The organism is Psychrosphaera sp. 1_MG-2023, assembly GCF_030548245.1.
In the GTDB taxonomy this organism is placed as follows: Bacteria; Pseudomonadota; Gammaproteobacteria; order Enterobacterales; family Alteromonadaceae; genus Psychrosphaera; species Psychrosphaera algicola.
Map to the genome: position 1 here is coordinate 102849 of NZ_JAUORW010000007.1, position 23412 is coordinate 126260.

17 protein-coding genes are annotated in these 23412 nt (G+C 39.9%); 11 read left to right on the forward strand and 6 right to left on the reverse strand.

Annotated elements, in window-relative coordinates; genetic code table 11:
• Positions 1-100: 100 nt before the first annotated feature.
• The 4 genes from Q4575_RS08440 (at position 101) to Q4575_RS08455 (ending at position 6778) form a co-directional block, all read left to right on the forward strand.
• Positions 101-2470 (forward strand): glycoside hydrolase family 2 TIM barrel-domain containing protein, encoded by a 2370-nt coding sequence (locus Q4575_RS08440; protein WP_303522329.1) that lies wholly within the window; start codon positions 101-103, stop codon positions 2468-2470.
• A gap of 90 nt (positions 2471-2560) precedes the next feature.
• Positions 2561-4123 (forward strand): sodium/sugar symporter, encoded by a 1563-nt coding sequence (locus Q4575_RS08445; protein ID WP_303522331.1) that lies wholly within the window; start codon positions 2561-2563, stop codon positions 4121-4123.
• A gap of 347 nt (positions 4124-4470) precedes the next feature.
• On the forward strand, positions 4471-5490 hold the full coding sequence (locus tag Q4575_RS08450; RefSeq protein WP_215965465.1) for a LacI family DNA-binding transcriptional regulator: 1020 nt from the start codon (positions 4471-4473) through the stop codon (positions 5488-5490).
• Positions 5491-5590: 100 nt separating this feature from the next.
• Positions 5591-6778 (forward strand): glycosyl hydrolase 53 family protein, encoded by a 1188-nt coding sequence (locus Q4575_RS08455; RefSeq protein WP_303522334.1) that lies wholly within the window; start codon positions 5591-5593, stop codon positions 6776-6778.
• 160 nt (positions 6779-6938) lie between these two features.
• On the opposite strand, the gene Q4575_RS08460 is transcribed toward Q4575_RS08455, so the two are convergent.
• Complete coding sequence (locus Q4575_RS08460; RefSeq protein ID WP_303522336.1) at positions 6939-7712, reverse strand: phytanoyl-CoA dioxygenase family protein; 774 nt, start codon at positions 7710-7712, stop codon at positions 6939-6941.
• A gap of 253 nt (positions 7713-7965) precedes the next feature.
• Between Q4575_RS08460 and Q4575_RS08465 the strand changes: the two genes are divergently transcribed.
• The 4 genes from Q4575_RS08465 to Q4575_RS08480 all read left to right on the forward strand — a co-directional run bounded on the left by Q4575_RS08465 (position 7966) and on the right by Q4575_RS08480 (position 11144).
• A complete protein-coding gene (locus Q4575_RS08465) occupies positions 7966-8736 on the forward strand; it encodes an IclR family transcriptional regulator (RefSeq protein ID WP_303522338.1) in 771 nt (256 codons plus the stop codon).
• Between the two features lie 79 nt (positions 8737-8815).
• Entirely contained in the window at positions 8816-9568 is a 753-nt protein-coding gene (locus Q4575_RS08470; protein ID WP_215965469.1) for a helix-turn-helix domain-containing protein, read from the forward strand.
• A 141-nt stretch (positions 9569-9709) separates the two neighbouring features.
• Positions 9710-10663, forward strand: a complete 954-nt coding sequence (locus Q4575_RS08475; RefSeq protein WP_215965470.1) for a ThuA domain-containing protein — start codon at positions 9710-9712, stop codon at positions 10661-10663.
• A 274-nt stretch (positions 10664-10937) separates the two neighbouring features.
• Positions 10938-11144 carry a cold-shock protein gene (locus tag Q4575_RS08480; RefSeq protein ID WP_215965471.1) on the forward strand — a complete coding sequence of 69 codons (207 nt, stop codon included), beginning with the start codon at positions 10938-10940 and terminating at the stop codon, positions 11142-11144.
• Between the two features lie 329 nt (positions 11145-11473).
• Here Q4575_RS08480 and Q4575_RS08485 read toward each other — a convergent pair whose 3' ends face one another.
• From Q4575_RS08485 to Q4575_RS08505, 5 genes are all read right to left on the reverse strand, one after another.
• Positions 11474-11893: a YkgJ family cysteine cluster protein gene (locus tag Q4575_RS08485; protein WP_303522341.1), complete on the reverse strand. Its 420-nt coding sequence runs from the start codon at positions 11891-11893 to the stop codon at positions 11474-11476.
• A gap of 180 nt (positions 11894-12073) precedes the next feature.
• The gene (locus tag Q4575_RS08490; RefSeq protein ID WP_303522343.1) at positions 12074-14458 is read right to left on the reverse strand and encodes a hypothetical protein; all 2385 of its coding nucleotides are present in this window, start codon (positions 14456-14458) and stop codon (positions 12074-12076) included.
• A gap of 129 nt (positions 14459-14587) precedes the next feature.
• Entirely contained in the window at positions 14588-15202 is a 615-nt protein-coding gene (locus Q4575_RS08495; protein WP_215965474.1) for a GntR family transcriptional regulator, read from the reverse strand.
• A gap of 201 nt (positions 15203-15403) precedes the next feature.
• Positions 15404-17719: a beta-galactosidase gene (locus Q4575_RS08500; RefSeq protein WP_303522345.1), complete on the reverse strand. Its 2316-nt coding sequence runs from the start codon at positions 17717-17719 to the stop codon at positions 15404-15406.
• 356 nt (positions 17720-18075) lie between these two features.
• Positions 18076-19326, reverse strand: a complete 1251-nt coding sequence (locus Q4575_RS08505; RefSeq protein ID WP_215965476.1) for a peptidylprolyl isomerase — start codon at positions 19324-19326, stop codon at positions 18076-18078.
• Positions 19327-19908: 582 nt separating this feature from the next.
• Here Q4575_RS08505 and Q4575_RS08510 point away from each other — a divergent pair.
• The 3 genes from Q4575_RS08510 to Q4575_RS08520 all read left to right on the forward strand — a co-directional run bounded on the left by Q4575_RS08510 (position 19909) and on the right by Q4575_RS08520 (position 22960).
• A complete protein-coding gene (locus Q4575_RS08510) occupies positions 19909-20847 on the forward strand; it encodes a sugar kinase (protein WP_303522347.1) in 939 nt (312 codons plus the stop codon).
• Positions 20848-20865: 18 nt separating this feature from the next.
• A complete protein-coding gene (locus Q4575_RS08515; protein ID WP_215965478.1) occupies positions 20866-21951 on the forward strand; it encodes a glycosyl hydrolase in 1086 nt (361 codons plus the stop codon).
• A gap of 304 nt (positions 21952-22255) precedes the next feature.
• Positions 22256-22960: a VC0807 family protein gene (locus Q4575_RS08520; RefSeq protein WP_215965479.1), complete on the forward strand. Its 705-nt coding sequence runs from the start codon at positions 22256-22258 to the stop codon at positions 22958-22960.
• Positions 22961-23412: the final 452 nt, after the last annotated feature.

Below are 23412 nucleotides of genomic sequence, written 5' to 3' on the forward strand. Positions count from 1 at the left end.
TTAATTAAACCAACATTTATATTATTAACAGACGCATAGGCGAGTAGACTGATTGCAGCGTTACAAGTATTTACAGAATTTTAGCCTGAAGGGGTATTTCGTGTTTAAATCACTTATTGGTAAGTTTTTTACTTTCTTAATTATTTTTCAATTGTCGCTTTTTGCGGCCCAGCTCCACGCAGCATCAGCTAAAGACGTTAGCCTAAATCAAGGGTGGAGTTTTAAACGGATCAGTGGCAATGAGGTCGACAAAACGGCTATCAAAGTTAATTTGCCCCATACACCAAAAGTTGAACCTTTGATTGTAAACGACCAATGGCAGGGCACGTCAGAGTATATTAAAGTCATTCAGTTTGATCCAGAATGGCAGGACAAGGCGCTTTACATTCGTTTTGAAGCGGCGATGAATCATGCAGAAGTTTGGCTAAATGGAACAAAATTAGGTGAGCATCTAGGTGGTTATTTGCCATTTACTTTTGACGTAACCAATTTACTTAATAGCCAATCGGCTAACACATTAAAAGTGGTACTACATAATGTTGATAATCCGATAATTGGCCCTAAACCGCTAAAAATATTAGATTTTAATACTTACGGTGGCTTGTATCGAGATGTGAACTTATTGGTCCGTAATAAGGTCCACATTACCGATCCTATTTTGGCGAATACGCCAGCGAGTGGCGGTATTTTTGTTACTTTTCCTGAAGTATCTAAATCTCGTTCTATTGTGTCTGTTAAAACCCATCTAACAAATAAGTTGGAGTCAAATCAAGACGTTTCTGTTACACAAAGTTTGTATTACAAACACAAGCTCATTACATCTAATACCCAACAACATATTTTATTGGCGGCTAATAAAAATCGTCAAATTGAACAGCAGCTCGACGTTACCTCTGCACTGCTGTGGAGCCCGAAGACCCCCCATCTATATGAGCTACAAACTGATGTGTTTGTCGCCGACCGATTAATTGAATCTAAGACGACTCGAGTTGGGATCCGTAAGTTTGAATTTGACGCCCAGCACCAACTCTTGATTAATGGTGAAAAAACATTTTTGCGAGGGGTTAACCGTCACCAAGAATACCCATATGTCGGGTACGCGACATCGAAACAAGCAGACTATCGCGATGCAGTGAAAATTAAGTCTGCCGGTTTTGATTACGTTCGCTTGTCTCATTATCCACATTCACCAGCATTCATGGATGCAGCGGATGAACTGGGATTAGTATTGGTCAATGCGGTTTTAGGCTGGCAATATTATTTAGAATCACCAGAATTTAAAACCCAAATTATCAATACTTGTGCCGACTTAATTAGACGAGATCGAAATCACGCCAGTGTACTTGCATGGGAGTGTTCATTAAACGAATCTGCTATGCCTAAGTCATTTGTAAAAGACTTACATGACACCGTTCATCAAGAATACCCAGGTGCCTTTTCAGCTGGGTGGCAACATGGTTATGACCTATATCTTCAAGCTCGCCAACATAGACTACGCCACTATGAGACACCGACTCAACCATACAATGTTTCGGAGTATGGTGATTGGGAATACTACGCTCAAAATGCAGGCTTAAACCAAGATGCATGGGGTAATTTGAAAAAAGAAGAGCGCACTTCACGACAATTATTAAGTGCCGGTGAAAGTCGTTTATTGCAACAGGCTCGCAATTTACAAGAAGCTCATAATGACAACTTAGCGAATACCCCAGCGTTTTCTGACGGGTATTGGGTGATGTTCGACTACAACCGAGGCTACACAGATGACTTAGAAGCCTCGGGCATCATGAGTATTTTTAGAGTGCCTAAATACAGTTACTATTTTTATCAAAGTCAACGTGACCCAGACTATTTTGTTAAAGACCAAGGATTTGCCGAATACGATGCGGGACCTATGGTATTTATTGCCAGTGAATGGCGTAAGTCATCATCACCGAAAGTTCGGGTTTTCAGTAATACAGATACAGTTGAATTGTGGCTAAATGGAAAATTGCTCGCGACGAAAAAGCCGACTAAAAATAAATATTCAACACATCTTCCGCATCCACCATTTGAATTCAATTTGGATCAATTTAAAGCAGGTACGTTAATCGCAAAAGGATTCATTAATGGTAAGGAAGTTACACGTCACCGTGTAAGCACCCCTGGAAAAGCGACAGGGGTCGAATTAACGTTAGACATTAGCGGACAGGAAATGGCTAAAAATGGTCAGGATTTAGTATTTGTTTACGCACAGTTAATTGATGACTCCGGTAACCCTGTACCGTTAAACAATCAAGAAGTGACGTTCAATACTGTCGGTGATATTGAAATCGTTGGTCAAGAAACGTCGTTAACTGAACAAGGTGTTGCAACTATCTTATTACGTATAGGTAATAGTATAAAAGGCGCAGCAGTTGAAGTAAGTGCTGACAAACTGGGTATTGAGTCTGCGATATTTCGTCTCGCCCATTTGGCTGAACAAGAATAATAAACACAGTTAAATCAATTCTATTTTAGTAACTCATTGACTTTGGTAGTGGCGATTTGCGACTACCGATATACATTTTTAGGTGGAAAAATGACACTCAACCCAATAGATTTGGCGATATTTGTCGTCTATGTGCTCGGTTTAATCGCCGTTGCATTTTACGTGTCCCGCGAGAAAGCGGGCCACGACAAAAACACAGATGACTATTTTTTAGCAGGCCACAGTTTACCTTGGTGGGCTATTGGTGCATCCCTCATAGCGGCCAATATATCAGCAGAACAAATAATCGGTATGTCTGGTTCGGGCTATGTATTAGGTTTAGCTATTGCATCCTACGAATGGATGGCAGCCATCACTTTGATCATTGTTGGCAAATACTTTTTACCGATATTTTTGAAACGTAAAATCTACACTATGCCGCAGTTTTTAGAACAGCGATTTGATAGTCGGGTAAAAACCACAATGGCAATATTTTGGTTAGCGGTTTATGTCTTTGTCAATCTAACGGCCGTCCTGTGGTTAGGTGCTCTAGCAATTAACACCCTAACGGGACTGGATTTAACATATTGCATGATTTTGTTAGCGGCACTTTCGCTGACTTATTCGCTATATGGTGGCTTAAAAGCGGTTGCCTTTACGGACATCATTCAAGTTGTTCTGCTCATCGCTGGTGGGTTGTTTTTGTCGTATATGTCGTTGAATTTAATTGGCGACGGACAGGGGATTATTGCAGGATTTGACCGTTTATCGAGCGAATTGCCAGAAAAATTCGACATGATATTAACGCCGGATAGCCCTCATTACGTCAACCTACCTGGATTGAGTGTGTTGGTTGGTGGAATGTGGATCATGAACTTATCTTATTGGGGATTTAATCAATATATTATCCAACGAACATTAGCGGCGAAAGACTTAGCCGAGGCACAAAAGGGAATTGCTTTTGCCGCATTTTTAAAGTTGTTAATGCCGGTAATCGTGGTTTTACCAGGCATCGCCGCCGTACTAATTTTACCTGACTTAGCAAAACCCGACCAAGCTTATCCAGAGTTGATGAACTTGATGCCAGTCGGTTTAAAAGGACTTATATTTGCTGCACTAGTTGCGGCTATATTGTCGAGTTTAGCGTCGATGACCAACAGTGTTGCAACTATTTTTACCATGGACTTATATAAGCCACGTCGTCCTGACGGCACTCAAGGTCATTACGTTAAAGTCGGCAGAATTGTTAGCTTAGTCGCGCTTATTGTTGCGTTAGTCACTGCGCAACCTTTACTCGGTAAATTTGACCAAGCATTCCAATATATTCAAGAATTTACCGGCTTCTTTACCCCAGGAATTGTTGTGCTGTTTTTACTCGGTATGTTTTGGAAAAAAACGACGGCTAATGCTGCGCTTGCCGCAACGATAGGTTCCGCCGCTATTTCATTGGCATTTAAAATGATAATGCCGGAGGTGCCGTTTATGGACCGAGTTGGCTTAGTGTTTATTAGTTGTATGGCGTTAGCTATTTTAGTGACTTTGGTGGAAAAACCAGAAGAACACAAAAATGCAGTTGATCTAAATGATGTCGACTTTAAAACACAATCAAATTTCAATATTTCGGCGCTTTTAGTCACGCTCATTTTAATCGCACTTTATACGACATGGTGGTAACAAGGGCCGTCAAACTAATTGTCGTTCGCGGGGATTAAGCGGAGAGTAAGACAACACGATACAGCAAAATATTCAAATAAAGAGCTTAATAAATGGCATGGCTTCGATGTCGAAATGACTCGCATTACTAGGCATTAAAATAGGCCGTGTTAGTAGTTAAGTATAAGTACTTAAAAGGTTTTTCATTGAGACTGAATATAGGAATAATCAGCAGATTATTCTATTATGGGTCTATTTAAATTTATCAAATGATTAGTCGATTTATGACTAATCAACTGACCAATCAATTGACCAGTTTGATCCTCTGGAATTGATGCAAAGTTAGAATACAAGGTAGAGCACAGGATATGGCTACAATAAAAGACGTTGCTAAAATTGCGGGCGTTTCAACAGCAACCGTTTCTAGAGTTATCCACGACGGTGGGCAGGTCGGGGATGCGTGTCGTGCGCGAGTTAAAAAAGTAATAAAAGAACTTAATTATCGACCAAACGTTAATGCCAGTGCATTGGCGGGTAAAACCACAAATACCATAGGTGTGGTAACGCCTAAGTTATCGATGACCTTTTTTGGCACCTTGGCCAGTGGCGTCGAAAAAGCTGCACGCGAAAATAATTGTAAATTATTAATGAGTAATTCCCTTTATGAAACACAGTCTGAGTTAGATGCCATTGAGTCTCTTAGAGAGCACAACTGTGATGCCATAATTTTACACTCCGAATACTCTGATGAAAAAACCTTAATTAAGCTGGCTAAACAAATCCCAGGATTGGTGATTCTAAATCGCTATATTCCACAAATTGCTAATCGTTGCGTTTGGTTAGATAACGTATCAGGTGCTCAGGAAGCCACCGAATATTTGGTGGAGAAAGGGCATCAAGAATTTGCTGTGGTGACCAGTATTTACCAAAATCGCGATCCCGGCAGTCGAATTGAAGGAATTACACGTACTCTTAAAGAACATGATTTGATGTTATCCCCGGACAATATTGAAGAGTCCACAGCAAACATAGAAGGCGGCGAACAAGCAGTCAAAACGTTATTACAAAATGACCGAAAGTTTACCGCACTGCTGGCGTACAACGACCTAATGGCGATTGGGGCAATTCACGCATTATTCGATGCAGGATTGCGGGTGCCTGAAGATGTTTCAGTTATCGGTTTTGATGATTTAATTGTGGCACGTTCTTGTCGTCCCAAACTAACGACAATGCACTACCCAATTGAAGAAATGGCCGACTACGCGGCAAATTTGGCGTTAAAACTGAGCGATCCAAAACACAAAGCGACAAATCAAACCCATTTGTTTGTTGCCAACATTGTAGAGCGAGATTCAGTCGCGGCAGTGTCAGAACAAACTCCAGAATAAATAACCGACCCTTTGTCGCCCACAGATTAGTAGAGCGACAAATCAGACAGCAGAACTGAGTTATCCCGATGTTGGAATTCAGTTAAATTAGGTGAATATTGTGATTAACACACGTGAACGATTTCAATTACGGTTGCTTAAGGGCAGCCTTATGTTTTTTATAATGGCGTTGAGTTTTGGGTGTGAAAATTCTCAAAACCATCAGACGTTAGAGCCATCCCCTACTGGAAATAAAGATTCGGCGGTTGCGCCACGAACGACGGACAACTATATACTCGGGGCCGATATTTCAAGTTTAAAGGAACTTGAGGACAACGGAGTTACTTTTATCGACACTGACGGCATCGAAAAAAGCTTGTTGGATTTACTGAAGTCACATGGCTTTAATTATATCCGCTTGCGCACCTTTGTTAACCCAACAACAGATTACGGGTATGCGTCAGACGATGGACAGTGGTGCAGTGGAAAATCAAAAGCATACAACGATAAAAACCATATTGTCGCGTTAGCACAACGCGTAAAAACATCAGGGATGAAATTACTTCTCGATTTCCATTACAGCGATACTTGGGCAGATCCCAACAAACAAGTTATTCCGCAGGAGTGGCGACATCTAACGACGATAAACGAGCTGTCTGCGGTAGTTGAAGAGTACACTTTTGATGTTTTAAACGCCTTAAAACAACTTGGCGCTACACCAGATATGGTTCAGGTTGGCAACGAAATTACCCACGGAATGATGGTCCATATTCCGACAGAGAAGACCGACTGTTATGGCAACAACTCAATTATTAGTCCAAATGTAAATGGCAGCACAGCGAATTGGGATAATTTAGCTAGCTTGTTAAAAGCAGGGATTAAGGCCGTTGACGATGTTGACCCTAACATTGAGGTTATGTTGCATGTAGAAAACACCGGTGACCCTGAAGGGGTGTTGAGTTGGGTACAAAACGCCACTTCTCGCGATGTACGATTTGATGTGCTTGGTCTATCCGCTTATGAAAAATGGCAAGGACCTTCGGTTAAATGGAAGTCGACATTTGATAAGTTTGCAACAGCATTACCTGATCTGCAATTTTCAATTGTTGAATACAACCCTGAGATAAAATTGTTAAACGACATTATGTACCAACTGCCAAACTCAAAGGGGGCGGGGACGTTTTTTTGGGAACCAGCTTTGTCGGGGGAATGGGGCGAGTCGATGTTTACAATTAACGGCAATGTGTACACGGCCAAACCCGAACGATTTAAAATTTACGATCAGATCACAGCTGAATATGGCCTGTAATTAGCAACGAAAACTTTGGAATTAATGATTTTGGAATTTAGTTTGAAATGGCGTTGCTGGGGTAACAGCTCAACAACGCCAATGTTGAATACAGACCTACAATGTTTTCCTTAATGTTAAAGATAGATCAATAGGTATCTGTTTATCACTGATTAATGACTTATGATTGCCAGTTTAAAATAGCGTCGTCTTCGACTTTTTCTAGTGGACGATAAACCAAAGAATTCTCTTTAAACGGTTTTGCACTATTTGCACAATACGCAGGTATCAGTGTCCAGCGCGGATCGGCCGAGCGATTTTGATTAGACTTATGCAATAAATTGCAGTGAAAAAACAGCGTGTCTCCAGGCTCTAGCTCCACTTTAATTAGCTCGTGATGTTTTAATGCTTCATCAACAAATACCATATCAGCGCCTTTTTGGTCACCTGTTTTTAGATGATTGATTCGGCCAATATGATGCGAGCCTTTAAGTACTTCTAAACAACCGTTTTCCACTGTCGCTTTGTTTATTGCAATCATGCAACTGACAAGGCGCGGGTATAAATGATAATTGTCATTAGCCCAGTAACCATAGTCTTGGTGCCACTCCCACGCGCCTCCGACATAGGGTTCTTTCATCATGATTTTTGAAGTAGTGTGAAATACAGGTTCGCCTAATATTTTCTCCACAGAGTCGACCAAGCGGCGGCCTCTTGAAAACATGCTGTAAAAATCATCGCCAAGTTCTTGCCATAAACTCACTTTACTTACTGTGCCCGAGGCGTCTTTTTTGTCCCAGGCGTTGGCATATAAATTTTTGTCATTAAATGCGGTGTCCTGCAAACGGGCAATTTCTTCTTTATTGTAAAAACCACGAGCGATGACATAGCCATCACGGTGAAAATCGGTGACTTGTTGGTCGGTTAAAATCAACTGTGCAGATGTTAATGACATAATATGATCCTAGTAAAGTTTAATTGTTAACAATACTGCCTTGGGTTTTCGATAAGTGCAAGTGTTATTTATATACAAAGTTGTTATTTTTATATGAATATCCATGTTGGGCATTAAGATTTAATGGTATGGTGCGACTTTATGTTGTGAGAAAATACTGGGCATCAAATTAAAGGGTTAAATTTTATATTGGCTTTTAATATAAATTTCATCAGCTTAAGTTTATGCATTGAAGAGTAGACAAGGTAATTCCGTGATAGAAAAAAATGAAAACAAATATGCAGTGCCTGCATTAGATAAGGCGCTTGATGTGCTTGAATTTTTGGCCTCGCAAATTACGCCCAAGTCACAAACTGAGATTGCCCATCAGCTGGGGCGAAGTGCCAACGAAATCTATCGAGTTTTAATTGGCTTAGAACATCGTGGATATTTAACGCGTGATGAGTCATCTGGTAAGTATTCCGTGTCGCTAAAACTTTACAATTTGTCGCGATCCATTTCACCAATAGACGAAATACGCCAGGTTGCTCTGCCTCATATGGAAGACCTAGCCGTTGATATTGGAATGTCCTGCCATTTAAGTGTCCTATATCAAAGTCAGGTTATGGTTCTCGTCCATGCTCGGAGTCATTCGCCTGTCTCGTTGAATATTAGCGAGGGTGCTTTGTTTCATCCGGTTAAAAGCATTTCAGGACAGGTATTATTGGCGAATAGCAATGAACAAGTGAAGGCCATGATTTTACAAAGAGACAATGACTTTGTTAATTCTTCGTCTAATGAAAAGGCAGAATTTGAAACTAAATTAGCGACTTACAGCAAGCAAAAGCATTTTGTTGGTAATAGTACGATTACTCCGGGAGTATTTGAATTGGCCACTCTAATCGGCGAAGCTGAAGGGAAAATAATTGCGTCGTTAGCAGTTTCTTCACTCGAGCCTTTAGATTGTCATGCTGCAGATTTTCAAAGTTTAAAAGCAAAACTAATGGCGACAGCCGCAGCAATCACAAAACAACTAATGGGTTAATGGTAATTTGCTGAAGACTGCTCTAAGGTAGCCAGCATAAGTGCGCATAAACTAAAATAATAAAAAAGAACTTTAAATTATGTCAACGATTGAACGACTTAATAATGACCCATTTCTACAGGAAGCAAATATAACTCAGTTGCTTGAGATGTTTGACTTATTGCCAAATACCTTGTTTTGGGTAAAGAATTTTGAAGGCCAAGTTAAATACGGTAATTTGCGTTTTATCGAACATGTGGGAGCAAAGTCACTCGCTCAAATAATAGATAAGACAGACTATGATTTTGCGCCTAGGCATCTGGCGAAACAATTTGTCACTGATGATAAAAAAATTGTTCTTGGTGACGTGGTGACAAATAGGTTAGAACTGAATATGGATGTAAGAGGCAATATTGCTTGGTATTCCACCTCCAAGCGTCCTTTGTATAATAAGCAACACGTTATCATTGGTTCATATGGTATTACTCGAATATTGCACGATAAGGTTGAGCCCTATCCTGAGTTACACTCAATACGTAAGCCTTTAGAATTTATTAAAGAAAATTTCGCGCGGGACATTTGTATACAAGAGTTAGCAGATACTGCACATATATCTATTAGTGCGTTGGAACGTCGTTTTAAAAAGTTTTTACAGAAAACCCCAAAACAATTTATCACCCAGATCCGACTCGAATATGCCCGCAAACAGTTAATAGAAACTGTAACGCCTATCGCCGACGTTGGGTTTAATTCAGGCTTTAGCGATCATAGCTATTTCAGTAAACAATATAAATTGCTCTTCGATGAATTACCGTCGGTAACTCGCAAGCATAGAGATGCAAACGAAATTTAACCACAAATGCTCTGTGCGTTTATTTTAATTGCGAATTTTATTATCTCTATGTTGTTTTTAGACCTACCTATTGAAATGTTTATTGTTTGCGCGTTGACTGTCTTTATTATTAAATCAACACAGATTTTGACAGGGTAGATAATGAAAAATATGCGTTTATTGGTTAAGCCGTTAGTAACTCGTTTATTAAAGGGTAATTTATTAAGTTTACTCGCTTTAGTTACGGTTGTTTTTGGCGTAGTTGCCTGCTCAGAAAAAACGACTCAATTAGAGACAACGAAGACCAAAGTGGTTGAAAACCATCTTCACGACAATACGCCACCTAAAGTAAGTAAATGGACCAAAAGTCCTACTGTTTTGGTTTTTTCTAAAACCAATGAGTGGCGTCATAACGAGGGTATCGCTGCTGCGGATCTGCATTTTGTCAGGCTTGCTCAAAAGTTTAACTACGGTATTTTCACAACGACAAATGGCGCTATATTTAACGACCTAGACTTAAAAAAGTTCGACGTTGTTGTTTTTAACAATGCGACAGGCGATGTTTTGTCAAAAGAACAAGAGCAATCATTTGAACGTTGGTTAACTAATGGGGGCGCATGGATTGGTTTGCATGGTTCGGGTGACCACTCCCAGAAAGATTGGCAGTGGTATCAATCGACGTTAATTGGCCCTAAATTTATTGGTCACCCAAACAACCCTCATTTACAGGAAGCTAAAGTCGTTAATTTGGCAGCCGAACACCCAGTAATGAAAGGTATTCCGGCCTCATGGATGGCTTTTGATGAATGGTATTCATTCGACGGTGTTCCACAAAGTTATGGTTTGACGCCACTTGCGGGCGTAGATGAGTCGACGTATGTTGCGGTTCTCAATATTGATGAATTTCCAGCCAAAGGTGACCTGCGGATGGGGAGTAAACCAGAACAGCATCCTATTATTTGGAGCAAGTGTATAGGTAAGGGCAGGGCGGTTTATTCGGCACTTGGCCATCACGATCGAGTCTATGATGACAAGATTTACAGCCAACTATTAGACAACGCATTTACTTGGGTTACCCAAATTAATGGTGCAAACAGCCTTGGATGCGAAAAATAAGTCGAAGATAAATTGCCAAGATTGTTTGTAATTCGAACAATTAGTGCAAAGTTGTTGATAAAGAGCTCTAATGTTGCTATATTTTATTTTAATTCCGGTTTATTTTTTATTTATATTTTTCAGTGACTTATGAAAATTATGACAAAAAAATCAGTCGTTCAACAACCAGACGTTAAATACATAGGTTTTATTATTCGTGTCTTTGGCGTTTGGCAGTTATAATGTAATCGCAAAACATTGCGAAAATTAAGACAATCAAACTAAAGAGAAGAATATGAGTAAAGGTACAGTTAAGTGGTTCAATGCAGATAAAGGTTTCGGATTTATTACACCAGAAGACGGTAGTAAAGATCTTTTTGTTCATCATTCAGAAATCCAAAGTGGTGGCGGTTACGCAACACTAAATGACGGACAAGCGGTTGAATTTGAAGTTGGCCAAGGTCAAAAAGGCCCTTGTGCTAATAAAGTTGTTCCTCTTTAGTCGTAGTACATAAGCAGAGCATAGGCGTCAAATATAAAATAATGATGACGCAATGAATATAAGGAGGCCTAATAGCCTCCTTTTTTATTGTCTTAAATTGTTATTTTAAAAACTGCAGTTTTCAAAACAAACAAGTCAGATAGGCACTTTTTAATCAGCGTTCATTAATTTTGTTATACTGACCTTTAGTTCAAACAAAGGATCAAACGAACTTCACACGACATTCAAAAGATGGTGTCTTTAATTTAATTCTGTATTCATATGTCTAAAACACGCAGGGGTATCTTTACCTACGGGCTGTATATTTTTAGATGGGCGTTAATTTTAGGCTAGCGTTGTGTCCCAGAGGGTGGACGACTATCTTGCATTAAAATATCGAGTTTTTGTTGGGCCCGTATAGGTTTGTCCAAGTCTGTTATTTCAATCATCTCGCATTCATCTCTGATCATTTCAGCAATTAGACTAGGATAATGGCGACAATCTTCCGGTCTATTCTGATAAATACTGCAGGTATACTTTGTTTGAGTTGGCGGTTGCGCTTTTAAGTCGGCATTACTTTCGACTTCAAGGAATGGGCATCGGGTGAGTTTTTGGCCTGAAATGGGATCGAACCAAATATCGTCGTTTTTCACAAATTCAAAAATTTCGGGATTAAATATCTCCCACAAATCGATTTCGTCCTGAGTGGCCGATAACGCACCATCACCGTATTTGATACAACATTTACCACACTGGTTACAATCTTTCATAGTAGGCCATGAAGTTGGGCTATTAAGCGAAGTGTAACACCTCTTACCGGCTCCGTAAGATTATTTAATATGTTGGTGCTTTATTTTAGAAATGGTGGGAGAGGGTTCGTCAGGTGGCTTAGAAGACAAGGGCTCGTCCACACTGCGAGGTAGTGAACGAGTTTTGTTTGTATTAAAAAGTTAATTACTGCGTGGCAGTGCCTTAGTGGTCGTAAATACCATCAACGTTGTGGAAGCCATTCTGCCACCATCATCGGTAAAATTGACACTTATCTCATTGTTTTCTGAGAGTAAACTATATGGTACGGGTATTTCAATTACACCGTAAAAGTTATCTCGACCACTTAGGTTACGCCCATTTTTTTGGTCGTATCCTCTAAAGTCGTTTGGTACCGTAACAGTAGTGCCATTAATGGTTACCACAGGTGATAACGACTTGCCGTGATCTCGAGCAAGCCCAATTCGTAATATCGCTTCGCCTTGTTCACCTAAAACGACATCGTTAATGGTTGACGTGATAGGCGTATTTTTCTCGATTTCAACGGTGACCTTATCACCGTAATATTTGGCTTCATTATTACATTCTGTTTGAGCGATAACGTCTGACCATGTTGTCTTTATTATCATGGTCGCTTCGCTGCCAAGAACCACACTTTGCGGAAGTTCATTTAATGTAGTGGTTTCTAAAACAGAGGCTACATCGGCAGCATCGGTTGTTTTTAAATGTTTAATTTCAACAGCTGTAACATTGTTTGACGCTAAACCAAATGTGTTTAGATCAATTTCAACATCGTCAAACTCAAGACTATTTAAGATCACATAACTGGTATTGTCATCAACATAACTATCGACTAGAACGTCTGGGTCGCTTGAGTGAGTGTCTATCCGAGTCCCTTTAACATCTGACCAAAGTTGATAAAACATAACAAGATCGGAATATACCCATTCGTCACCGGCCCCTGCGCCTTCACGTTCAAACTTTTGAACCATTAATCGCGGACCGTATGGAACTGTTGTTCGTCCCCATTCCGCTTTTACCACATTAAATGGGATGGTTTTAAGGATGAGGTTTGGACGTTCCAAAAATGCCATTAACATGGAATTGATAGCGCGTAATTGCAAGGTATTACGGTGAGGACTCCAACCTTGGTTAAACATGCTGTGAATAGCCGCACCATATTCTGAAACGATAAATGGCTTTACTTCGCCTAGTGTCATTTGAGTATATTGTTCCATCAAATCGAATGTCGCTTCTAAGTTGCTGCCTTTGCGATATTTTTCACGATTTTGATGGGCTGGGAAGTCATATAAATGGATGGAATAAAAATCCATATTGTCGCCTGCAATATCGATAAACTGCTTGTCTCTTTGTTCCCAGCGCGAAAAATTGTCTTTATCAAAATCAGGGAACGCGACGGTGTAGCCACCGATAAGAACATCACTGTTGGTTTTTCTAATTTCATTGGCAACCGTATTATGAAATTTAAAAATGTCGGCTGGTGGTACTAGATCTGAGCCTGAACGCACTGTGGTAAGGTCATATAAAGGTTCGTTCATAACCTCGACAAATTTGGGTTTAATTTGGCCGAAACGCGCATCGTTAGGATTTTGATCAAAATACTTAGCTAGAAACTGCCCCATATAATGACCTGTTGCCGTGCCGAGGGGTTCGTCCGCAGAGTCAGTTTGTGAAAATGCCCAACCTTGTCCAGTCAATGTTCCTTCTGGCCAGTATGGATGTTGTTGCGCACCAATTATCATATCTGTTGCACGGTGTTCATGAGCTCGTATGTTTTTGGACTTTTGTGTTGATGAGTTTGAATAACTCCATTTTGCATCGTTACCAAATGTGGTTGCCTGCGCTTCGTCAACAAAACCCGGACGGGATGCATCTTCTTTTAGGCGGCTTAATTGCCACCCAATCGCGCCGGTATTACGACCTAAATAAACGTCATATCCTTCCAAAAAGTTTGTCATTACATCAGCATCAGCGTTCGGTGCATTGCGGCTATGAACATCGCCGCCATTCCAGTCATTTTCAGTAACGTCAGCATGAATAGTAATGAATTTTTTACGATCAAATGTGTCAATGCCACCTACAACATGCTTTGTATCAAAGTTAATGTCGACTTGCACATTACTGGCTGGTGCGGCTTTTGTAGTAACTTGGAAGGTTGCAGAGACACCGCCAATTGTTAATGTTGCGCTTGACGTTGTTGCAAATAACTCTGAGCTTGTTAATTGAATGTTGACGGTTTGACCATTAGAAATTTCACCCGCGGTGGAAGTTAATGCCCCACCACTGATAGCATATTCACCGCCTGTTATAGAAATAGCTGCCGACGCTGTTAATCCGGTGACCGTTACTACACTACTTGATACGGTTGTTGCCGGTTCTGCGGCAACAACCGCTGGGAATACAAATGCATCAGGTGTTGTGTCAACTTGCGCTATCGGGTCAGGGTCTGGTGTCGATTCCGAACTCGAACCGCAACCTGATAATATCGAGCAAGTAAAGATTAATGGCAAAAGACAATGCCATATTTCTTTATTTAAATTATTCATTTTACTGCCTTATTTATACTTCTCTAGGATCTAATTTGCAGACTTAACAACTTGTATAATGTTGATTGTTTACAAAATGCAACCGCGTATAAAAAAACCTTAATGAGATAAGGTTTTTTTAGCTAAAAATTATTTTATATTAGCTTTAATCGCTTTTGTTGCCGCGCTGATATCACCGTCTTTCAACGCATCCAAGATAACGCGGTGCTCATTTACGCACTCTTCACCGGTGGTAATACGTTTATAGTTTAGGCGCATACGCATTACGTATGGATACCAGATGTTAACGAGTTCGTCGCCACCGGCTTTATGTATTAAGTAGTTGTGGAATGAAATATCAATTTTTGTGACTTCAGTATAATCATTGCGCTCAAAGGCTTCTTGCAATTCATCTAATATGGATTCTAGATCAGCAACGTCATTTGCAGTTAACTTATCTTTCAGTTGCTCAATGGCAAAAACTTCGATTTCTCGACGCAATTTAATCATTAGCTTCTGTAGTTTTGGATCAAGTATGCTATTGACCGAAGCGCCGCAGTTATTTTTAGATATGAGCAAGCCTTCTTTTGTAAGCTGCAATATCACGTCACGAATGGGTCCGCGTGATAATCCAAAACGTTCAGCCAATTCTTTTTCGTTCAATTTAGTATTGGGAGCCAAATCACCTGCGATGATGTCTGAACGAATTTGTTCAGCAATCTGATCTTTCACAGATAAAATTTTTGGCGCTCTTACTCCAGCCATATTAACCCCTTAATTCAAATAGTTCCGACATTGTAGAGTTTTCATCCACAAATAACAATTGTCGCTATTTTATTGTTTACAAAATAATGACGTATATTAACTTTTATCGCCTTATATTAAGGCATTAATTATAATTAGATTAAGTATTTTTTATATAATTAATGCCATTTCTGATATTTAGGACGTTATTGTTAACAATAATTACTGGTTGAAGCGCCTTTCGTACATTATTTCGTTAATTTCTGTCGCCGCTTTTACAATCGGTTTGTAAGGTGTATCTGCAACATTGATAAAACCAACATTGTAGTTTTCACCATCATAAGCACGACCTGTAATTGGTGAGTCCATATATTGGAACCAGTGAGCACCAATAAAGTTTGGATGGTCGATAACTGAGTGCATATAGTCTTTATACATTACGCCGCGGTCTTCTTGACTTGATGCGTGAATGAGGCCGGGATGGAACAAGCCCGAGTCAGATGCGCCATTGTGCCACTCTCCAACAATCGCAGGCATATCAAGTTTTTCTAAGAACTTCCATTTACTCTTAGTAAGACCTTCTTTGTAAACGTTAAAGCTTATAACATCGACATGTTTTGCAGACGCCATGACAGCTTCTTTTGGCATACCCCAATCAGGGAAGCGAGCACCCATATAAAGGTGATTTGGCATATGTTTGTCTTTGGCTTTACTCACAACAGAGAAATACTGATTTGCATATGCATGAAGCATAATTGAAAAGTCAGCGACTTGATTCGGTATTGTAATATCGCCTTTAATCCCTTTGTTAAAGCTTTTCCAGCTTGCGACGTCTGTTCCCCAGCTGGTATTTAGTTTTTCAATCGTTCCGTATTTTTGCTTCATTAAACGAGTGAATTCTGCTTTGGTTGGCACGTCATTGCCGTCGCGCTGTAACGTATGTAAAGCAATACCATACTGTGATGCAAGACTATCAGGACGGCCTAAGCTCATTTCGTTATCGATAAACACACCAACACACCAAGGGTTGTTGCGTACTTCTTCCGCCACTTTTGCTAGGGTGATATTGGCGCGTTCTTCAAACAACGGATCGAATACATCCGGCAGTGGCGCCCAAAAGTCGTTGCCGCTAGATACGGTTTTGTAGTTACCTATGATCCAACCGTTCGCAAAATAAGGAACACGATTGTTCTGATAAAACATTGGATCAGTCCAGTTGCCGAATGACGTAAAGCCCCAAGTTTGCATTCTTCGAATAGTCACATCCTGCCAAACTTGCATGAAGTCAGGGTTTATATCTGAATATTTCCGCTCTAAGTTGGCCGAATAGAAACTGAAAGTTTCACCATGTTTAAGGGGACCTGAGTGTGCTGAACGGCGGTAGCCGTAATGTTTGCCGAGAGGTTCGTCGTAACTTGGTAACCAATTAAACATTTGTTTACGTACGTCTGACGCGACTTTGCGTGTTGGAATAGCTTCAGCACCAACGCGGTTTAACTTTTGTGAGTCTTCAGGGGTGAGATCACCTGCTTTTCTTTGGACGATTTTAGATTGGTCGAAGTCATATCCTGTCATTGTCGACGTATTGGAAAGGCGAATAATGTCTAAACCTGTAGCAAAGTATGGGTAACCTTCTGGGTCAACCAGAGACCATTTGTCGCCAATTTTTTGGGTTCTAAAATAACCTGTGGCTGCTTGACGAGGGCCGTTTTTCCAGCCTCCAAATTTCGATCGTGTGGCTGGGTCATAATTATTTCTTAATTCACTCATTTCCTGATCACGAGCGGCTTTTAATTCGTCGATATCATGGATTTTTCCAGCAAATTCAACTTTAGCGTTTTGGCCAAATTGATCGACTATACCCGTCAAGAACTGCTCATCAAATTTAGGGTTTGTTCTTAGGCCGATATTACTGATGGTGATCGTCTTATCAAAAAGGGCACTTTGTACGCTTAGGCTAATTCGTTTGATTTTCGATGTATCTAAGTTCTTTTTACCCCAAAGTGAAATGAATTGAGTTTCATTTGAAGCCCAAGTATCAGGGTTAGAACGTAGACCAGAGGTAAAGTTAAGTTCTACTTTTTCATCACCATCTGGCGTTGCCAGGTCATGACCAGCCATTTTGGCATAATAGGTTTTTGTAGGGCCAATGGGAATGCTGACACTTCGAGTGTAGTTATCTCCGTTGCCATCGGTAATGTCTAAATATATTTGGGTTGAATGCTGACCGCTATTGGCAATGTCGAATGCAAGATTAAAGTCTTTAAAATCGCTCCAGTCCCAACCCTGCTCAGATTCAAATACAATAGATGAATAGCTATGCTTACCAGAATGAAAGTTAACAACGATAGCGCCGTCATCTGATACATAAGCATCAGCGGCATTGAGCTTCACTTCTTTTGGAAGTGTCTTGTCTGACTGAATATCGACAAGCTGGGTTAAATACGACGAGTCGGTATTAGTTGATTGGTTTTGTTTATTGCTGCATCCGCTGAGCAGCATCACTGTTGATAGGGCTGCCAGTGTTATTATTCTCATTTTGTTCCCCTGATGGTTATGTTGGAGCTAGGATGAGTATATAGGATAAAATGTAGATTGAAAATTGTTAACAAAATGTTTTTTTGAATTATTTTTAGTCAGCTCTGTGTCCATTATAGCGTGTGTCAAATTTAATTCCCTTAACTTGCTAATAATTAAAAGGGTTGTTGTAAATTACTCGGCGTTATAGATAGGCTTTAGATAGTTGACGTCACATCCAATATTGTTTTTTTGAGACGTTTTAGTAAGTATTTTTTACTATTTATAAGCTGTGTTTGTGAAAAAATAACATAAAAAAAGCCAACAGATTTGTTGGCTTTTAGTGTACTAGTTATTAATGTATTAGTTATGCTTGATTAAGGCAAAGGACAGTCCATTGCTGTTACTGAGTCGATAGTAATTGCAACGTCAGGCACGTCGGCACGACCGCTTTGAGTTGAGGTATCAACATTAACGATAGTATCAACAACATCCATACCACCAATGACACCACCGAATACAGTATAACCAACGCCATCGCTTGCAGACTCTTGATTTAACGAATCATTATCAACTACGTTAATGAAAAACTGACTGGTTGCTGAATTTGGCGCTGAAGTACGAGCCATAGCAATTCGGCCTCGATAGTTTTTAAGTCCGTTCATTGATTCAGTTGCAATAGCTGCTCGGGTCGTTTTGGTTTCAAGTTCTGGTGTTAATCCACCACCTTGTATCATAAAGTTAGGAATTACTCGGTGGAAAATTAGACCATCATAAAAACCGTCTGTTACATACTGAATAAAGTTTTCACTTGTTGCCGGTGCATATAACGTATCAATAGCCAATTCAATATTACCTTGGCTTGTTACCATGTTAAAACAAGAATAATCGCCGCGAGTTAAGTCAATGGCAGCAGTATCGTCACTGTCATTAACAGGGTAAGGTAAGATAATAACTTTAGGTTCAATTGGTTCTGAAACCGCAGGGCAGGCTGTCGCTACAACATTACTTATCAAAACATTTTCATCAGGTTTATATCCAACATCGTCTGTTGCGGTAACAGGCACATCTGAAATGGCATCAACAACGTCCATTCCAGCGACGACGCCACCGAATACGGTTAGTCCATGACCATCCGAGGTTTGGCCATAGCCAAATGAAGGATTGTTGTAAATGTTAATTAAAAAACTGGAGGTTGCTGAATCAGGTTGGTCAAAACCACGCGTTGCCACTAAACGACCGCGGTAATTTAATAAACCATTTCTTGCTTCAGACACAACTGGATCTAACGTCGTTTTTGCGACTAAATCTTCACCCATGATGCCGGTTTGGACCAATGAGTTGGACAAAACATTATGGAAGATCACGCCATTATAAAACTGACTGTCTACATATTGTTTAAAATTTGCGGCGTGCAATGGGGCATATGTTTCATCCAAAGCTACGGTAAAATCACCTTTAGTCGTCGTTACGTCATAACAAGCATAACCGCCACGAGACAAATCGAGTGTGGCTGAGGTATCGGTGGTCGAAAGAATATCTGGTTCTGAATTGTCATCGTCATCTGACGAACAGGCAAATAAAGATAACGACATACAAAGTAGAAGGGTACTGCGTAGGTTAAACATGACGGGTTCTCAACTAATTCAAAGGAAAATTTTTCAATTTTAATGCGCGACTTTTTGAAGCGATTCAAAATGAATGTAATTTTATTGTTTTACAGACTATGTATTAAATCATAAGTTCAACGTTTAAAACGTAATCTTATGTAACTGTACGTATAAAACAGTCTGTTTTACCAAAATACGGCAGTCATGTAATCGCTAACAGTAACAAAAGTCAACTATTCTAATCAAAAATGAATACGTTTAACCTCTGGGCATATTACCCAAACACTACTTTGTGCATATTTAATTGTTAACAAAAGCGTGTTATTACGTTACTATCAAATTATTGTGTGAAACAGTATTGCAGATAATAAATGTAAAACTGAGGCCTGAAGTGGGCTTAAGCCTTTGTTCCGGTTACGACTATTTAGGTCTATTTAATGGGGTGAACATCTTTGCCTGATCTCTACGTGTTTGCAAACAGGATTATCCGTGGATGCAGACGATTAACTGGAAGCTCGCTAGAAGTAACGGTTTAGTTTGGGTGATAACTTCTGAAATGAAATTTAGATAAACCCTTGTGGTGAAAATGAGAAATATATTATGAGCCGTACATTAATGGCCATCGGCGAATGCATGATGGAGTTAGTTGAGCAAAGTGATGATTTGCTTCAAAGGTCCTATGCTGGCGATACTTATAACGCCTTAGTTTATGCCAAGCGCAGTTTTCCTGAGCATGATGCTCAATTTTTTTCCGCGGTCGGTCAAGACAATGTCAGTTCGGCTATGGTAAGTCGATGGGTTAACGAAGGCATTAATATTGAAACGGTGCAACGCAGTGCAGACCATACCATCGGTATTTATTCGATTGCTGTAGATGCTGAAGGCGAGCGCAGTTTTAGTTATTGGCGAAAAGATTCAGCCGCAACAAAGATGATGCGATTACGCTCAGAGACAGCACTTTATGAATTATGCAAAGACGCTGATTTGATCTTTTTTAGTGGTATCAGCTTGGGTATTTTGAACGAAATTGATAAAGCTAAGTTATTGTCACTGCTATCTAAATTGAAATCTGAAGGCAAAGTGATCGCATTTGATCCCAACTATCGCCCTAGCATGTTTAAACATGTTGATGATGCGGTTAAGTGGTTTACCAAAGCCTATCAGGTCGCCACTATTGCCTTGCCTGGGTTAGATGAACATGAACTTTTATTCCGACATAGGAATAAAGAAGAGGTCGTCAACTTTTGCTTTGCAAATGGAGTCAATGAAGTAATTGTCAAAGCAGGTAAGTTGGGCACCTACGGTTATTATGAAGGTGAAGAGGTATGTGTGCCATTTTCCCCTGCACCAAAGCAAATTGATACAACAGCAGCCGGAGACTCATTTGCGGGCGTTTATTTGGCCTCTAGACTCTCTGGAGTAAATGTTAAAGACGCGATTCATAACGCCGCTGATGTGGCGAAAATTGTTGTGCAGCACAAAGGGGCCATACTATCTGCGGCACTTTTGAAAGATTGCATCAGTAAATTAGTCCGATAAATTAAGACTGGAAAAATTATGACAGACAAAGCTAAAAAACTCAGCTTGGCAAGCAAACGAGCAATAGAACGTGGTTATGACCAAAAGCCGTCAGATTGGATGACTGAATTTGATGTTGAGCCGCTAAAAGGTGACTTTGCATTTGAAGAAGGCGTTATTCGTCGTGACCCAACGTCGGTAATAAAAGTGGGTGATGAATACCATTGCTGGTATACCAAAGGCACCGGTGAAACTGTCGGTTTTGGTAGTGACAACCCAGACGATAAAGTGTTCCCATGGGATTTAACTGAAGTTTGGCATGCAACATCAACTGACACAATTGAATGGCATGAGCAGTCTGTTGCTATTACGCGTGGCGAACCAGGTCGTTATGACGATAGAGCTGTGTTTACGCCAGAAGTATTGCACTTTGAAGACAAGTTTTATTTGGTTTATCAGTCAGTACAATTTCCTTATACCAACCGTCAAATAGAGCAAGTTGCCATGGCATATGCCGACTCTCCTTATGGCCCTTGGACTAAATCAGATGCACCTATTTTATCGCCCTCGCAAGACGGAGAGTGGCTAGGTGACGTTGATAGCCGTTTTGAAGTTAAATCAAAAGGTAGCTTTGACAGTCACAAAGTACATGATCCATGTTTATTGGCGTTTAATGGTAAGTTTTATCTTTATTACAAAGGTGAAACTATGGGCGAAGAAATGAACTTTGGTGGCCGCGAAATTAAGCATGGTGTTGCTATCGCAGACAACATTTTGGGTCCTTATGTTAAGTCAGAATACAACCCAATATCCAACAGCGGTCATGAAGTAGTAGTTTGGCAACAAAACGGCGGTATTGCGAGTTTATTAACTACTGACGGTCCAGAGAAAAACACGATTCAATTTGCCGAAGACGGTATTAATTTTGACATTAAAGCCCATATTAAAGGGGCTCCAGAGGCTTTGGGGTTGTACCGTAGTGGCGAACAGACTGAAACATTACCTGGGCTAACCTGGGGCTTGTGCCATAAATACGATGCGAGTTGGAATTGGAATTTTATTTGTAAATTTAAAACCAGAAAGCAAATTTTGGATGCAGGAACATTTCAAAATACTGCAGGGTAATTAAATGAATAGAGTATTGCTCCACCCAACAGTTTTGTTTGCACTGTTAGGAAAGTGGTACAAGCGGTTGTTATGGCTTGAAACAATAATAAGAAAAAAAGCCTGGCTACCTTAACGGATCTTATTAATACTGCTATGGGAAATACGGTTACCTTTATAGCGGGATTGATATGATAATTGTGTGTTGTTACAAACCTTTGACAGTGATTGGGTAACCTTTCACTGTCTTTTTTTATATTGATGTTGGCGTAAATAGTTCGACTTGTTACACTGCCTCACACTTATTATTTTCGTAATTAAGAGCATGACTCAAAACCAACCACAAAAGCCTCAAGCCAGTAATACATTATTGGAACTTGTATTTAATATTGTTGTTCCCTCGCTCATTTTAATGAAACTATCCTCGGACGAATATCTAGGTACTGTAAACGCGTTAATAATTGCTTTGGCGTTCCCATTGCTTTATGGCATTTGGGATTTTGTAAAAAGTCGCAGCTTAAATTTCTTTTCTCTGCTTGGTTTTTTAAGCACATTATTAACCGGCGGCATTGGATTGTTTGAACTTGATCCGCAGTGGTTAGCCATAAAAGAAGCCGCTATTCCTGCGGTTATTGGTTTTGTTGTTTTAATGTCGAGCTTTGGACATAAGCCATTGATAGCAAAATTGATATTAAATCCTGCCATTTTTGACTTAGAGAAAATTTACGATACGTTGGCAAAAAATAACAAGGTAGACGTTTTTAAAGCTGAGATTAATCGTGCAAATTTGTGGCTAGCTGGCACATTTGTTTTCTCTGCAACTGCCAACTACGTATTGGCTCGTATGATAGTTACTAGCCCAGCTGGTACCGTGGCATTTAACGAAGAGCTTGGTAAAATGACCATGTTAAGTTATCCCGTGATTGCGATACCTTCATTACTCATGTTAATCGGCTTGTTGGTTTATGTTGTTAAAATTATCACTAAACTTACCGAGCTAAAGTTCGAAGATATCGTTCAACAAGAATAATGTCATGCCTATTGAGCAATGAATTCTCTTATACACAGCGCAAGTTTTATAGAATGTGTGCTGTGTAGAAATATCAAATTTATAACCGCGATAATTAAACAGCCTCTGTAATTAAATCGCTATTCCAATGCCAATATGTTTGCCAAATATTAATTCCTACATTTTGAACAAAACTCAAAGCGTGACCTATGTAAAGTCGGAATGGATTATTGTTTAGCAACGAGTAAATCGCGACGCTCTAAATTCTAGATAAAACCATGAATATCTGAATACGTATGTAGCTTAAATACATTTCCCTCCATTCCCGATAGCCTACTAGTTTGCGACTGTTTTCGTTTTACCAATGTCTAAAAATAATTGCGAAATGTTTGTTATATGCCTGTTTATTCTCCGTTTTTCATCGATTTAGGACGAGTCGTTAGACCTGGTTACGAACAGGGTTTAAGGGGGTG